This window comes from Neoalteromonas flava (assembly GCF_002807685.1).
Taxonomy (GTDB): Bacteria; Pseudomonadota; Gammaproteobacteria; order Enterobacterales; family Alteromonadaceae; genus Alteromonas_E; species Alteromonas_E flava.
The window spans coordinates 585,097-598,895 of record NZ_PEAX01000003.1; the positions used below are offsets into that span (position 1 = coordinate 585,097).

Consider the following 13,799-nt stretch of genomic DNA (forward strand, 5'->3'; position numbering starts at 1 on the left):
AAACAAAATACTATTCGGAATGGAATCGAAATGGGTTACACTGCGCGCCATGCAAACTTCCCAAAGCCATTTAAAAGTACAAATCCACGAAATTGATGCAGAGCATCAAGGCCAACGCGTGGATAACTATCTGCATGCGAAACTCAAGGGTGTCCCTAAGAGTTTGGTTTATCGGATCTTGCGCAAAGGTGAGGTGAGGGTTAATAAGAAACGCGTCAAACCTGAATATAAGTTGCAGGCTGGCGATACGTTGAGGATCCCACCGGTACGCCAAGCGGAGCCGAACGCGTTACCTTCAGTAAAACTAGATAAAGTTGCTAATCTAGAAAGTTTTATTTTATTTGAAGATGATCGCCTATTAGTCATTAATAAACCTAACGGTATTGCTGTGCACGGTGGCAGTGGACTCAGCTTTGGTCTCATTGAGGGATTACGAGCCCTGCGTCCTGAAGCTAAGTTCATGGAGCTAGTGCATCGCTTGGATCGTGAAACCTCAGGTTGTATTTTGATTGCTAAGAAACGCTCGGCGCTGAAACATTTGCATGAGCAATTACGCGAAAAACAAGTTGATAAACGATACTGGGCGTTGGTTGAGGGTCATTGGCCGGACAATCGGTTCAAGGTAAAAGCACCACTGCATAAGAATGTCATGCAATCGGGCGAACGTATGGTATTCGTGAATCCGCAGGGCAAGCCCTCGGAAACTCGTTTTCGGGTTTTACAAAAGTTTACCGACTGTACTTTAGTTGAAGCAAGTCCGATCACCGGTCGCACACATCAAATAAGGGTTCACTGTCAACATGCAGGTCACGTTATAGCAGGTGATCCAAAATACGGTAATGCGAATTTTGATGAACAGCTAAAGGCCATCGGGCTGAATCGATTATTCTTACATGCACGTTCAATTGCCTTCCTACACCCGCACACTGAACAGCAGGTTCGCTTTGAAGCGCCATTGGATGATTCATTGACACACTTGTTAAAAGGACTGGAAGGTCGACAATGAAGTATCGGTTAGTGATATTTGACTGGGACGGCACGGTAATGGATTCCGCTGCCAAAATCGTAAAGTGTATGCAGCTTGCTGCTATCGATTGTGGATTGGATGTGCCGACAAAATCAGCGGTTGAGAATATTATCGGGATTACGTTAGCTCCAGCCATCCAAAGGCTTTTCGCTCTTGAAGATATTGAATTGACTCAACAAATTGTAGAGCGATATAAGCATCATTACGTGCAGGAAGACAGCACGCCTTGTCCTTTATTCCCTGGCATCTTACCTTTGTTTTCGGCATTGCATGATGCCGACTGTACACTTGCTGTTGCCACAGGCAAGGCGCGACGCGGCTTAAACCGAGCCTGGTCACAAACCAATACCGGTGAGTTTTTTCGCTTTTCGCGTTGTGCTGATGAGGCAGAATCTAAACCGTCTCCAGATATGCTTAAGCAAATTCTGGAAGTTAGTGGCTTTGCCGTGCAGGATGCAGTCATGATTGGTGACACTACTTATGATATGCAAATGGCAGAAACGCTTGGCATGGATAGAATAGCTGTTGACTACGGCGTGCATGAACGACACAAGCTGCAAGTACATAACCCCGTTTTTATCGCAGAGAGTGTGGCTGAACTGCACCAATTTTTATTGCAGGCGGATTAAGCAGAATAAAGTGGATCGATACCACGTTCCAATAACAAGTCCACCAGTCCGATCATTGGCAATCCAATAATACAATTTGGGTCGTTACTTTGAATGCGCTTGAATAAACGCACCCCAAGACCCTCAGACTTAAAACTGCCGGCACAGTCAAAAGGTTGCTCTTTGTCGACATACGCCGCTATTTGTTGTGCGTTTAAGCGCCTAAAATCGACATTCACTATTTCGATATGACTAGATACCCGCAGATGCTGACTATCAACTAGCGCAACAGCGGTATAAAAGGTTACAGTGCGGTCATTACATAATGTTAATTGAGCAATTGCATTGTCGCGGGTTCCGGGCTTTCCTAATAGTAATGGTTTGTCATCGTCCGAGACCACCGCTGCAACTTGATCTGAACCAATGACTAAACCATTATGCTGTTGAGCAACGGCGCTAGCCTTGGCTATTGCCAAGCGTTCAGCTAGCGCTTTTGGCGTTTCATTCTCAAATGGGCTTTCATCAGTTTTGGGGGCGATGCATTCAAAGTTCAGTCCCAGCCTTTTTAATAAGGAGGCTCGGTAACGTGAAGTTGAGGCGAGGATCAGTCGCAACTCTCTATTATTAGGCGGGTAAGTATGCATGCTTTATCAATTAAACCTTTGACTCTAGTGCGTATTCTCTATATTATGCGCGCGCTATGCAGAAAGTGAAACTGCCCCATAACATTGATCCTACTAAAAGCGCGATGAAACGCTCCGACTATGTCGGTGTTATCGCGACGAAGGATATGGTTCGATTATTGGATGCAGTTAATCGATGCGATGAGTATGCTGACGTACAAGTGAAGTTTGAAAAAGACGCGCAGGGTCTGGTCATCTTCCACGGCAGTATCAGCGTTGAGGTCACACTTAGCTGTCAACGGTGTAACGGTGAGCTTGCTCACTCTCTTGATTTGTCGTTTTGTTATAGCCCAGTGCAGGGGTTAGAGCAGGCAGACGAGATACCCGAAGCGTACGAACCGATTGAAGTAAACGACTACGGAGAAGTTGATTTATTTCAGTTACTAGAAGACGAGTTAATTTTAGGCCTTCCACTGGTGCCGCTTCATGCAGAGGAGCAGTGTGCAGTAAAAGCCGATGACTTAACCTTTGGTCAGATAGTAGAGGAACCGGCGCGCGAAAACCCATTTGCGGTTTTGAAAGAACTTAAGCGAGATCAGGAGTAATTTATGGCAGTACAACAAAATCGTAAGACACGTTCTAAACGTGGTATGCGTCGCTCACACGATGCATTGACAGGCGCGACTTTGTCTGTCGATTCAACATCTGGTGAAACACATCGCCGCCACCATGTAACCGCTGACGGTTACTACCGTGGTAAAAAAGTTGTTGGTGCATAAGATAACTGCATAACGCAGGACTATTATCTTGTCACAGCTAACCATTGCGTTAGATATTATGGGGGGCGATCATGGCCCCCCAGTTATTCTAGCTGCCGCTATTCGTGCGATCACGCAGCATCCTCAGTGTCATTTCATATTGTGTGGTGATGAATCCATCATCAAACCAAAGTTATCTGCGTTAACCAACGATGAACTCGCTCGGGTAACCGTACAGCATTGCGATCAAATTGTTGCTATGGACGAAAAGCCCACACAGGCACTGCGTGCTAAAAAGCAATCGTCGATGCGGCGCATCCTCGAATGTGTTGAAAGTGGGCAAGCGCACGCCTGTGTTAGCGCAGGCAACACCGGGGCCTTGATGGCAATGGCATTTTATGTGCTAAAAACACTGCCCGGTATCGATCGGCCTGCGTTGGTTACAGCGATGCCAACAGCCAGCCACCATCGGGTGTTTTTACTCGACTTGGGCGCCAACGTAAATTGTAATTCTGAAACGCTATTTCAATATGGTGTCATGGGCACCGTGCTGGCGCAGCAGTGCGCCGGAATCGCTTCACCACGTATAGCACTACTCAATGTTGGTGAAGAAGATATTAAGGGTAATGCGCAGGTAAAGTACGCCGACGAATTATTTCGAAATGCTGCTAGTATTAACTACATTGGGTACGTTGAAGGTGACGATATATTTACCGATGTGGCGGATGTGGTTGTAACCGATGGGTTTACTGGCAACGTAGCACTCAAGAGCAGTGAAGGATTGGCAAAACTGATTATAAATGAAGTTAAACGGCTATCCTCACAAAGCTGGTATACGCGCTTAGTCGCTAAACTTGCTCTACCACTACTAAAAACTATTTATAATCGTGTGAACCCCGACCAGTATAACGGCGCGAGTCTGTTAGGATTGCGCGGAATTGTGGTTAAGAGCCACGGGAACGCCTCCGCAGATGCCTTTTACTACGCTATTGTACAAGCCATTAATGAAGCGAAGATGCAAGTTCCTGAGAGAATAAAAAACAAAATAGAACAGGTATTGTTGGAGCATCATTAAGCATGTATTCAAGATTTATTGGAACGGGCAGCTATTATCCGCAGGAAGTCCGTAGTAACGCTGATCTGGAGCTGATGGTAGATACTTCAGATGACTGGATTACAGACCGCACTGGGATTAAAGAGCGCCGCATCATTGGCGCTAATGAAACAGCCGCGACAATGGGGTATGAGGCAAGTCTAAAAGCCATAGAAGCAGCAGATATTGACTCCAAAACTATCGATATGATTGTATGTGCTACCACTAGCGGTCGCTACTCACTGCCATCGACAGCTTGTGAAATCCAACGCTTATTAGAGCTAGATGGTATTCCAGCTTTTGACGTTGCTGCAGCCTGTGCGGGTTATTGCTACGCGTTAAGTGTCGCCGACCAATATATTAAGTCTGGTATGGCCAAGCGTATCTTGGTGATAGGTACAGATTGTTTGAGCCGATTGGTGGATCCTGCGGATCGCAGCATGGTAATTCTATTTGGCGATGCAGCCGGCGCTACACTCATTGAGGCTAGCGAAGAGCCTGGTATCTTATCTACGCATATCAATGCGGCAGGTAGCTATGGCGATTTGTTATACGTTGGCAACCCAACACGTGGTGATGAACAGTCCGTGCACGAGAATTGGGGAGTAATGAAAGGCAACGAGGTTTTTAAGGTAGCGGTAACAAAGCTGAGCGAAGTGGTTGAGCAAACGCTTGCTGCAAATAATATGCAAAAGTCCGATCTAGATTGGTTAGTCCCGCATCAAGCCAATTTTAGAATCATAAAAGCCACAGCGAAGAAATTGGACATGAGTCTTGATCAAGTGGTTCTCACACTTGAAAAATATGGCAACACATCCGCGGCAACCGTGCCAACGGCATTGGATACGGCAATTCGCGATGGGCGTATCCAGCGTGGTCAAAATTTACTGTTAGAAGCGTTTGGCGGTGGTTTCGCTTGGGCTTCTGCACTCGTCAAATATTAGTCTAAAGTAGGAAATACTATGTCAGCAATTGCTTGCGTGTTCCCTGGTCAGGGGTCACAAAGCGTTGGAATGCTTGCGGCTATGGCCGAGGCTTATCCACAAATTCAACAGACTTTCGCAGTTGCGTCAGAGCGACTCGGTTATGATCTTTGGAGTTTAGTCCAATCTGACCCAGATAATCGCTTAAATCAAACTGATGTGACCCAACCGGCGTTACTGACGGCCAGTGTTGCCTTGTGGCAAGTTGCCAAGGAAAAATTGGCAAAGATCGATTATCTTGCTGGTCATAGCTTGGGCGAATACTCGGCATTGGTTTGCGCTGATGCATTGTCCTTGAGTGACGCCGTTGCCTTGGTTGAGGCGCGAGGGCGGTTTATGCAACAAGCAGTGCCTGCCGGTGAAGGTGCTATGTACGCAATTATCGGGCTTGATGACGCAGCGATTATAAGCTGTTGCGAACAGGCAGCAAGTAGCCTAGGTCAAGTGGTAGCCCCGGTAAATTATAATTCGCCAGGACAAGTAGTCATTGCTGGTACAAGCGCCGCGGCTGCGGCTGCCGCTGATGCGTGTAAGGAAGCCGGAGCTAAACGCGCGTTGCCACTTGCTGTAAGTGTGCCATCGCATTGTGCGTTAATGCAGCCTGCGGCTGAACAGCTCGCCGGTTTATTGGAAAGCATAACGATTAATCGACCTTCATTACCTGTGGTTAATAATGTTGATGTTGCCATCAACGATGACCCAGCAAAAATTAAAGACGCATTAGTCCGCCAGTTGTATTGCCCTGTGCGGTGGACGGAATCCATCGAATTCCTCGCGCAGCAAAACGTGACTGATATATTTGAAGTGGGCCCGGGTAAGGTATTGACAGGTTTGATAAAGCGGATCGATAAATCACTTTCTGCGACACCAATGAATGAGCCAGAACACTTTAATTAGGCAAAGGTTAAACTATGGAAAATAAAAAAGTAGCGTTAGTGACTGGTGCCAGTCGAGGTATTGGTAAAGCCATCGCCGAAGCGCTAATTACTGATCATTTTGTTATTGGCACCGCGACCAGTGACGCAGGTGCGGAAGCAATATCGGCATACCTAGGTAAGAATGGCGTAGGGATGTGCTTAAACGTGACGGATGCTGATTCTGTCAATAGTGTTATTGCCGCTATTACTGAGCAATACGGTGCGGTTGATGTATTAGTCAATAACGCAGGGATTACGCGAGACAATCTGTTAATGCGGATGAAGGACAGTGAATGGGATGACATCATTAATACTAATCTGAAGTCTATATTCACACTTTCCAAAGCTGTGATGCGCGGTATGATGAAGAAGCGACAAGGCCGTATTATCTCGATTGGTTCGGTGGTTGGAAGTGCAGGTAATGCAGGTCAAGCTAATTACGCCGCTGCAAAAGCCGGGGTGATTGGCTTTTCAAAATCCATGGCGCGAGAAGTTGCCAGCCGAGGGATCACCGTGAACGTTGTTGCACCGGGCTTTATTGATACCGATATGACACAAGCACTTACGGATGACCAAAAAGCCGCGATTTTTGCTGATATTCCAGCCAACCGTTTAGGTCAACCTGCTGAAGTCGCTGCGGCTGTTGCTTTTTTGGCCAGTGATGCTGCGGCCTACATAACTGGCGAAACTTTGCACGTAAATGGTGGAATGTTTATGCAATAGTCGTTGATTTCTGCGATCACCGACTTGATTGTTAACATTTTGTTGATACACTTTCTTGGTTAGCTGGTTCGACCTCACCGATTTGAGCGATTGAAGCTTGCAAGGTGTCTTTAGGCTGAATAAACTAGCCGCAATTTTTATCTAGTGACGTTAAGGGAAATCTAGAATTATGAGTAACATTGAAGAACGCGTTAAGAAAATCATCGTTGAACAACTTGGCGTAAAAGAAGAAGAAGTAAAATCTGAAGCCTCTTTTGTTGACGACCTTGGTGCTGACTCGCTTGACACTGTTGAACTGGTTATGGCGTTGGAAGAAGAATTCGACACTGAAATTCCAGATGAAGAAGCTGAGAAAATCACAACTGTTCAATCAGCGATTGATTACATCAACGCGAACAAAGACGCTTAAGTCATTATCTTCTAAAACGGCTCTGCTCAGAGCCGTTTTTTGTTTAAACCTATTCATATCTTATATATCGGGGGCAAAGTGACCAAACGGCGCGTTGTTGTAACCGGTATGGGCATGCTTTCACCGCTTGGCAATACCGTAGATGAAACCTGGAGTGCTCTGCTTGCAGGCAAAAGTGGGATCGGTCCCATTACGCATTTCAATCCTGAAGAATTATCCACACGCTTCGCTGGCGAGGTAAAAGATTTCGACCCTGCGCAATATATTCCGGCTAAAGATGTAAAGAAAATGGACCGTTTTATTCAGTTAGGGATTGCTGCGGCAAAACAAGCCTTAACTGATTCAAAATTAATGGTCGATGATTCGAATGCGCATCGTATTGGCGTTGCCATAGGCTCAGGGATTGGTGGTTTAAAGATGATTGAAGAAAACCACATCAAAATGCAAAAGAGCGGTCCTAAGCGGGTTTCGCCTTTCTTTGTACCATCCACCATTACTAATATGATTTCTGGTTTTTTGTCGATCATGGAAGGTTTAAAAGGACCTAACTTAAATGTTGTTACGGCCTGTACGACAGGTGTGCACAACATCGGTATCGCTGCACGTACGATTGCTTATCATGACGCGGATGTCATGATCGCAGGCGGGGCAGAAGCATCCATCACGCCATTAGGAATGGCTGGATTTGCTGCAGCACGAGCGTTAAGCTCACGTAATGACGAACCACAGCAAGCCAGCAGACCTTGGGATAAAGGGCGTGATGGCTTTGTTATGGGCGAGGGGGCTGGCGTAGTTGTGCTTGAATCATTGGAACATGCACAAGCTCGTGGTGCTCACATCTATGGCGAGCTGGTCGGCTTTGGTATGAGTGGCGACGCCTATCATATGACATCACCACCGGAAAATGGTGAGGGTGCCGCAATGTCGATGCAAAACGCGATCAATGACGCGGGTATCAACGCTGATGTTATCGGTTATGTCAATGCACATGGTACTTCAACACCTGCTGGTGATATTGCTGAGTTGCGGGCAGTTAAAAGTGTGTTCGGTGCGGATAGTGCAGTAATGGTAAGCTCAACCAAGTCGATGATTGGTCACCTGTTAGGTGCAGCCGGTTCAGTAGAGGCTATTTTTACCTTACTTGCATTGCGCGACAAAATTGCCCCTCCTACCATTAATCTGCAAGACCCCGATGATGAGTGTGATTTGGATTTGGTGCCGAATAAGGCAAAGCCATTTACTCAAGAATATGCGCTGTGTAATTCATTTGGTTTTGGTGGGACTAACGGTTCACTGGTGTTTAAACGTTTAGCTGATTAAACTGCAGTTTTCACGACTAAACGAATTGATGGCTTTGAGTGTACCTAATTTGCCCTACAGGCATGATGATCGAGCGTTGAATTACGGCGATGGTTGTTTTACAACCATCGCTTTTAAGGTTGGTGAGGCGCAGCTACTAAATTATCATGTCGCTCGTTTATCGCACGATGCTGCTGCATTAGGAATCTCGTTTCGAGATTCCTGTGTTTTAACTCCACAATTAAATTCTGATCCGATCCAAATTACTACTGAGGATTGGTCAAGACCGTTACAGCATGTCATCCACAAACTGATAGCGCAATCAGCTCATTCTCGAGGCGTAATTAAAGTTTTATTGAGTCGCGGGCATGGCGGTCGGGGCTACGCGCCTGAACAAAGCTCTTCGCCAGTTTTTATTGTTACAGAACATCGCTTTCCTGATCATTATGATAATTGGCAACAACAGGGTATTGCTTTAGGAATATCATCAGTCCGCTTGGGTCGCCAACCGCTATTAGCCGGGATAAAGCATCTCAATCGTCTGGAACAGGTTTTAATCAAACAGCAACTAGCGCTTCAAGAGCATATCGACGATGTTGTGGTGATGGATGAACGCGACTGGGTGATTGAAGCGTCAGCGGGCAACTTGTTTTGGCGCAATCAAGCAGGGCACTGGTGTACTCCTTTATTAACTCACTGTGGTGTCAAGGGCGTTATGCGTCAACGGCTATCGTACGTTTTACAAGAAAACGGTAACGTATTGAATGAAAATGAATTTTTGCTCGATGATTTAATAGATGCTGAGGCTGTACTGGTGTGCAATGCGGTAATGGGTATTGTGCCTGTACATACACTGCATACTCATTCTGGAGTAACCACGCAGTTTAATATACAACCGGTCGCGGATGTAAGCGATGCGGTTTTGGCAGCCGGGTTGCAAATAAAATGAAACGACTATTGCCATTACTCGCGATTATTTGCGCGATAGCTATTGTTACCGGGCTGTGGGTATTACACCAAGCAAACACAGCACTTAATCAACAGTCTCAGAATAAAGAAGCTGTGCTTTTTACGCTTGAGCCGGGTACCAGCCTTTATCAATTATTATTCCAATTTGATCAGCAAGGGATTTATCAGCAGAGTGATTGGCTTAAGCTCGCATTAAAGCTTCAGGCAAATGTCGCTACGATTAAGGCGGGTACATACGAAATAACAGCCAATGAACCACTTCCAGATACATTACAGCGGATCTATCGTGGCGAAGAAAAACAATTTTCAATCACTTTAGTGGAAGGTTTAACCTTTAAACAGTGGTATCAACAACTCAATGCTCACCCTTGGCTCCGGGCCGGCAAAACACCAGCTGAGATTACTGCATGGGCGAATAGTTTACCCGGGGCTTCGGCTGAGGGATGGTTACTTCCTGATACTTACGCGTTTACTGCAGGTACAACTGTGTTTGATGTTATGCAGCGTGCACATGTCGCAATGCAAACCAAACTTAACGGATTATGGGAGGGTAGATATTCAGGGTTACCCTATGAATCAGCTTATGACGCATTGATCCTCGCTTCAATTATTGAAAAAGAAACCGGTGTAGCCCATGAGCGTGAGCATATCGCAGGCGTATTTGTGAACCGGTTAAACTTAAATATGCGATTACAAACTGACCCAACCGTCATTTATGGTATTGGCGACAGTTTTGATGGCAATATCACGCGCCAGCATTTACGCACGCCAACACCCTACAACACGTATGTAATAAAAGGGTTACCGCCAACGCCCATCGCTATGCCTAGTGCTGCTGCATTGGAAGCAGCCTTCAATCCACTGCTCACTGAAGACTTGTATTTTGTGTCTAAAGGTGACGGTACGCATTTTTTCTCTGCAACACTCGAACAACACAATCAAGCTGTGCGACAATACCAACTGAAAAAATAATCGCAATTTTGTCGGTAGGTTCGCGTGCAGTTAAATTCAGGAAAATTTATCGTTGTTGAAGGCCTTGAAGGCGCAGGGAAAAGCTCAGTGATTGCGACAATCGTCGAGCAAATTCGTCAACAAGGATTTCAGGTAAAGCAAACACGTGAACCCGGTGGAACGCCCTTGGCAGAGGCGTTGCGGGAATGTGTGAAGCAAACATGGCAGGAAACAGTGACGACGGAAACGGAACTGATGTTAATGTATGCCGCACGATCACAGTTGATTGCCAATGTTATCGCACCAGCATTACACGCGGGTCAGTGGGTAGTGGGTGATCGTCATGACTTATCTTCCTTGGCTTACCAAGGGGGAGGCAGAGGGGTTGCTCGAGAATTAATTGATGTTATCCGTGGCGTGACATTACGTGGTTTCAAGCCTGATTTAACCTTATACCTCGATGTTGAACCTGAAGTGGGTCTCGCGCGTGCACGCGGGCGTGGCGAGCTGGATCGTATTGAGCAGGAAGATGTTGAATTTTTTCACCGTGTACGCAATGCATATCTACAGGAAGCTAACGCAGACGACTCAGTGATAGTGATCGATGCAATGCAGTCAATGCCAGAGGTGCATTCTGCAGTCGTTGCACAACTAAATAATGTATTTGAAGCATGAGCAGTATTCCCTGGTTTAATGAAACACTGCAACAGCATTTGCAGCGGGCAGAACAAAAGCGCCTACACCATGCACTTTTGCTGTGTGGCGCAAAAGATATTGGTAAACACTGGTATGCTGAAAGCTTAGCCAAGGGCTTGCTTTGTAAAGCACTAGTTAATAGCGAAAGTTGTAATCAATGCCAGTCTTGTCAATTGTTTAACGCAAAAAGTCATCCAGACTATTATTGGGTAGCAACCGATAAGTCGCAGATTGGTGTCGATCTTATTCGTTCAGCCATCCAGTCATTAAGTAAAACCGCGCAGCTGAGCCACAATAAAGTGTTAATTATCGCCGATGCGCATTTGATGAGTGAGTCTGCAGCGAACGCGCTGTTAAAGACACTGGAAGAACCCACACAATCGACTTATTTATTGCTGGTCACTGACCAACCGCATCGGTTATTACCTACGATAATGTCGAGATGCGAAAAATGCGTTCTGCCGACACCACAATTAGACGTCAGTATTGATTGGGTTAGAACGCAACTGAAAGCAGAAACAGTGCATTCAATCACGCCTGAATTGATGCAAGGCTATGGTAATGCGCCGCTTGCGGTTTTGCGCAGTTTGGAAGAAAACGACGAATTGGCTTATGACGATTTTCTACACCTTGCTGAGGCATTGCGTGCTAAACAAGAAAATATTCTAGCTGCTGCAGAAAAGTGGCAACAGAAAAGTGCGGATGTGATCAATTGGTCTCAGCGATGGGTACATAGTCTGATAAAAACAGAGCAATATTCGATGGACCAGAATAATTGGGATGTCGTTAATAAGCTTCAGCAGCTAGCTGAAACCGCAAGGCATCCTGGGGTGAATAAAGTATTGTTACTGGTTGAAACATTCAAATTGTTAGAGGATTTTTAGACAGGTATGTATATTGATTCGCATTGTCATCTCGATCGCTTAAATATGGGGAAAAAAGCGCTAGATGAGACGCTAAACTTTGCGCGTCAACGCGGAGTGCAACATTTTCTTTGTGTCTCGGTGTCAGTAAAAGACTATGCGCCTATGCTCGAAGTCGTACAAGATTATGCCGATGTATCAGTGTCTTGTGGTGTGCATCCGCTGCATCAAGAAGATAGCTGCAGTTTTGATGAGTTGCTTGCTGTTTGTGCCGACCCAAAGGTGGTTGCGGTGGGTGAAACAGGACTGGATTATTATTACAGCGAAGATACCCGAGACGTACAGAAACAATCCTTCATAGATCATATCAAGGTTGCTAATAACGTTAAAAAACCACTGATTATCCATACGCGTGATGCACGAAAAGACACTTTAGAGATTTTACGTACCCATTTGAAGCCAGATACTAAGGGTGTTTTGCATTGCTTCACTGAATCGCTTGAAATGGCCTTAGCAGCAATAGATCTTGGTTTTTACATTTCTTTCTCTGGCATTGTTACCTTTAATAGCGCCAAGGAGCTACGCGAAGTCGCAAAGCAAATTCCGTTGGAACGCATGCTGATAGAAACCGATTCTCCTTGGTTAGCACCGGTGCCTCACCGTGGAAAGCAAAATCAACCAGGCTATGTGGTTGAAGTCGCTGAATGTATTGCCAAACTACGCGGAGTTTCTGTTGAAACGATTGCTACAGCAACAACTGAAAATTTTTACCAATTATTCGATCGCGCTACTCGCAGTCAACCTTCGGTGAGAAATTAGGCACTGTATATGAACGATCAGAATGCGGTATCTGAGCTTCCCTTATGGCGCCAACCACTCGCACGTAGTTTATATAAGACAAAAAACGTTCCTGAATGCCGTTATTTGCAGCTAGCATCAATTGATCGTGAAGGGTACCCCCAAAATAGAACCGTGGTTTTCCGTGGGTTTGATGAACAACATCGCCTATTGATTATCACTGATGCTCGAACGGAAAAATGGAAGGAACTACAGCATTGTAAACGTGTCGCGTTATGTTGGTACTTTGCCACGACGCGTGAGCAGTATCGGTTAAGTGGACATTGTGAACTACTGCTAGATCCTAAACACGATGAAATCAACTTACGCGGTCGTTATTGGGACCAACTATCCACTGCGGCTAAAAAGCAATTCTTATGGGGAGTTCCTAAAACACCACGCCAAAACAATGACAACTTAGTCGCGGATAAATCTAAGTTTGAACCTGTTCCAACACACTTTGGTTTACTCTTAATCTCAGTTAGAAATGTGGATTACTTAAATCTTAAGGGTAATCCTCAGGATCGCGTGATTTATCAAAAGACAAGAACCCGTTGGCGTGCAACTCCAGTCATTCCCTGACTGTTTTAGCTCAAAGGATTTACCAAGGCCCTTGAACGACATTGTCGATATGGCTGTCATTAACGGATAAACCGACTAACGAAACTGAGTACTGCGTGCACAATGCTTGGATCATGAGCTTTTCTTCTTCTGCAAGACTTAAATCTTCAACATAGATGGCTTCACATTTGCCTGATGTAATTAACCGTTTAATCCATTTTGGCACCTGCGAATCGTGTGGCTTTTGGATCCGAATACCATGGCCATGCTGCTGGTAAAACGCTTTTTCAAACACCACATTATTAGCAATTAAATAGTGCCAGCCACGTTGCGCACGTGGGTGGTTTAAAGGAACAATATTACTGCTTTGTATAGGGGTTGCTGTGTTCATGTGTTTACCTGATATTTATACAGTGTATAGGTATACAGTAGTGCTGTATAAAAAAACATGCAAGCAAAAATTTAAAAAATTGAATGTTTTT

18 protein-coding genes are annotated in these 13,799 nt (G+C 45.4%); 16 read left to right on the top strand and 2 right to left on the bottom strand.

Annotated elements, in window-relative coordinates; genetic code table 11:
- The first annotated feature begins 49 nt into the window (after positions 1–49).
- The gene (gene rluC, locus CSH92_RS08565) at positions 50–1,006 is read left to right on the top strand and encodes a 23S rRNA pseudouridine(955/2504/2580) synthase RluC (RefSeq protein ID WP_100657493.1); all 957 of its coding nucleotides are present in this window, start codon (positions 50–52) and stop codon (positions 1,004–1,006) included.
- Complete coding sequence (locus CSH92_RS08570; protein WP_100657187.1) at positions 1,003–1,656, top strand: HAD family hydrolase; 654 nt, start codon at positions 1,003–1,005, stop codon at positions 1,654–1,656. The genes rluC and CSH92_RS08570 overlap by 4 nt, the downstream gene beginning before the upstream one ends.
- Here CSH92_RS08570 and CSH92_RS08575 read toward each other — a convergent pair.
- Positions 1,653–2,279, bottom strand: coding sequence for a Maf family protein (locus CSH92_RS08575; protein WP_100657188.1), 627 nt, complete (start codon positions 2,277–2,279; stop codon positions 1,653–1,655). The genes CSH92_RS08570 and CSH92_RS08575 overlap by 4 nt on opposite strands.
- Before the next feature lie 56 nt (positions 2,280–2,335).
- Between CSH92_RS08575 and yceD the strand changes: the two genes are divergently transcribed.
- The 14 genes from yceD to CSH92_RS08645 all read left to right on the top strand — a co-directional run bounded on the left by yceD (position 2,336) and on the right by CSH92_RS08645 (position 13,338).
- Entirely contained in the window at positions 2,336–2,863 is a 528-nt protein-coding gene (yceD, locus tag CSH92_RS08580; protein ID WP_100657189.1) for a 23S rRNA accumulation protein YceD, read from the top strand.
- Positions 2,864–2,866: 3 nt separating this feature from the next.
- Positions 2,867–3,037 (top strand): 50S ribosomal protein L32, encoded by a 171-nt coding sequence (gene rpmF, locus CSH92_RS08585; protein ID WP_100641102.1) that lies wholly within the window; start codon positions 2,867–2,869, stop codon positions 3,035–3,037.
- A 28-nt stretch (positions 3,038–3,065) separates the two neighbouring features.
- Positions 3,066–4,091 carry a phosphate acyltransferase PlsX gene (gene plsX, locus CSH92_RS08590; RefSeq protein WP_100657190.1) on the top strand — a complete coding sequence of 342 codons (1,026 nt, stop codon included), beginning with the start codon at positions 3,066–3,068 and terminating at the stop codon, positions 4,089–4,091.
- A gap of 2 nt (positions 4,092–4,093) precedes the next feature.
- The gene (locus tag CSH92_RS08595; protein WP_100657191.1) at positions 4,094–5,053 is read left to right on the top strand and encodes a beta-ketoacyl-ACP synthase III; all 960 of its coding nucleotides are present in this window, start codon (positions 4,094–4,096) and stop codon (positions 5,051–5,053) included.
- An 18-nt stretch (positions 5,054–5,071) separates the two neighbouring features.
- On the top strand, positions 5,072–5,989 hold the full coding sequence (gene fabD / locus CSH92_RS08600) for an ACP S-malonyltransferase (RefSeq protein ID WP_100657192.1): 918 nt from the start codon (positions 5,072–5,074) through the stop codon (positions 5,987–5,989).
- Between the two features lie 14 nt (positions 5,990–6,003).
- Positions 6,004–6,732 carry a 3-oxoacyl-ACP reductase FabG gene (fabG, locus tag CSH92_RS08605; protein ID WP_100657193.1) on the top strand — a complete coding sequence of 243 codons (729 nt, stop codon included), beginning with the start codon at positions 6,004–6,006 and terminating at the stop codon, positions 6,730–6,732.
- A gap of 169 nt (positions 6,733–6,901) precedes the next feature.
- Entirely contained in the window at positions 6,902–7,141 is a 240-nt protein-coding gene (gene acpP / locus CSH92_RS08610; protein ID WP_018981476.1) for an acyl carrier protein, read from the top strand.
- Positions 7,142–7,219: 78 nt separating this feature from the next.
- Complete coding sequence (gene fabF, locus CSH92_RS08615) at positions 7,220–8,461, top strand: beta-ketoacyl-ACP synthase II (protein WP_100657494.1); 1,242 nt, start codon at positions 7,220–7,222, stop codon at positions 8,459–8,461.
- Between the two features lie 28 nt (positions 8,462–8,489).
- Positions 8,490–9,389, top strand: coding sequence for an aminodeoxychorismate lyase (gene pabC / locus CSH92_RS08620; protein WP_100657194.1), 900 nt, complete (start codon positions 8,490–8,492; stop codon positions 9,387–9,389).
- Complete coding sequence (gene mltG / locus CSH92_RS08625) at positions 9,386–10,381, top strand: endolytic transglycosylase MltG (protein WP_100657195.1); 996 nt, start codon at positions 9,386–9,388, stop codon at positions 10,379–10,381. The genes pabC and mltG overlap by 4 nt, the downstream gene beginning before the upstream one ends.
- A 24-nt stretch (positions 10,382–10,405) precedes the next feature.
- Entirely contained in the window at positions 10,406–11,035 is a 630-nt protein-coding gene (gene tmk / locus CSH92_RS08630; protein WP_100657196.1) for a dTMP kinase, read from the top strand.
- Positions 11,032–11,940 (top strand): DNA polymerase III subunit delta', encoded by a 909-nt coding sequence (gene holB, locus CSH92_RS08635; protein WP_100657197.1) that lies wholly within the window; start codon positions 11,032–11,034, stop codon positions 11,938–11,940. Before tmk ends, holB begins: the two co-directional genes overlap by 4 nt.
- A 6-nt stretch (positions 11,941–11,946) precedes the next feature.
- Positions 11,947–12,738: a TatD family hydrolase gene (locus CSH92_RS08640; protein WP_100657198.1), complete on the top strand. Its 792-nt coding sequence runs from the start codon at positions 11,947–11,949 to the stop codon at positions 12,736–12,738.
- A gap of 9 nt (positions 12,739–12,747) precedes the next feature.
- Positions 12,748–13,338, top strand: a complete 591-nt coding sequence (locus tag CSH92_RS08645; protein ID WP_100657199.1) for a pyridoxamine 5'-phosphate oxidase family protein — start codon at positions 12,748–12,750, stop codon at positions 13,336–13,338.
- Positions 13,339–13,357: 19 nt separating this feature from the next.
- Here the strand turns inward: CSH92_RS08645 and CSH92_RS08650 are convergent, their stop codons facing one another.
- Entirely contained in the window at positions 13,358–13,708 is a 351-nt protein-coding gene (locus CSH92_RS08650) for a hypothetical protein (RefSeq protein ID WP_100657200.1), read from the bottom strand.
- Between the last annotated feature and the right edge of the window lie 91 nt (positions 13,709–13,799).

Coding starts and splice junctions, on each gene's coding strand:
- rluC (WP_100657493.1), top strand. CDS start 50: ATGCAAACTTCCCAAAGCCATTTAAAAGTACAAATCCACGAAATTGAT.
- CSH92_RS08570 (WP_100657187.1), top strand. CDS start 1,003: ATGAAGTATCGGTTAGTGATATTTGACTGGGACGGCACGGTAATGGAT.
- CSH92_RS08575 (WP_100657188.1), bottom strand. CDS start 2,279: ATGCATACTTACCCGCCTAATAATAGAGAGTTGCGACTGATCCTCGCC.
- yceD (WP_100657189.1), top strand. CDS start 2,336: ATGCAGAAAGTGAAACTGCCCCATAACATTGATCCTACTAAAAGCGCG.
- rpmF (WP_100641102.1), top strand. CDS start 2,867: ATGGCAGTACAACAAAATCGTAAGACACGTTCTAAACGTGGTATGCGT.
- CSH92_RS08595 (WP_100657191.1), top strand. CDS start 4,094: ATGTATTCAAGATTTATTGGAACGGGCAGCTATTATCCGCAGGAAGTC.
- fabD (WP_100657192.1), top strand. CDS start 5,072: ATGTCAGCAATTGCTTGCGTGTTCCCTGGTCAGGGGTCACAAAGCGTT.
- fabG (WP_100657193.1), top strand. CDS start 6,004: ATGGAAAATAAAAAAGTAGCGTTAGTGACTGGTGCCAGTCGAGGTATT.
- acpP (WP_018981476.1), top strand. CDS start 6,902: ATGAGTAACATTGAAGAACGCGTTAAGAAAATCATCGTTGAACAACTT.
- pabC (WP_100657194.1), top strand. CDS start 8,490: ATGGCTTTGAGTGTACCTAATTTGCCCTACAGGCATGATGATCGAGCG.
- mltG (WP_100657195.1), top strand. CDS start 9,386: ATGAAACGACTATTGCCATTACTCGCGATTATTTGCGCGATAGCTATT.
- holB (WP_100657197.1), top strand. CDS start 11,032: ATGAGCAGTATTCCCTGGTTTAATGAAACACTGCAACAGCATTTGCAG.
- CSH92_RS08640 (WP_100657198.1), top strand. CDS start 11,947: ATGTATATTGATTCGCATTGTCATCTCGATCGCTTAAATATGGGGAAA.
- CSH92_RS08645 (WP_100657199.1), top strand. CDS start 12,748: ATGAACGATCAGAATGCGGTATCTGAGCTTCCCTTATGGCGCCAACCA.
- CSH92_RS08650 (WP_100657200.1), bottom strand. CDS start 13,708: ATGAACACAGCAACCCCTATACAAAGCAGTAATATTGTTCCTTTAAAC.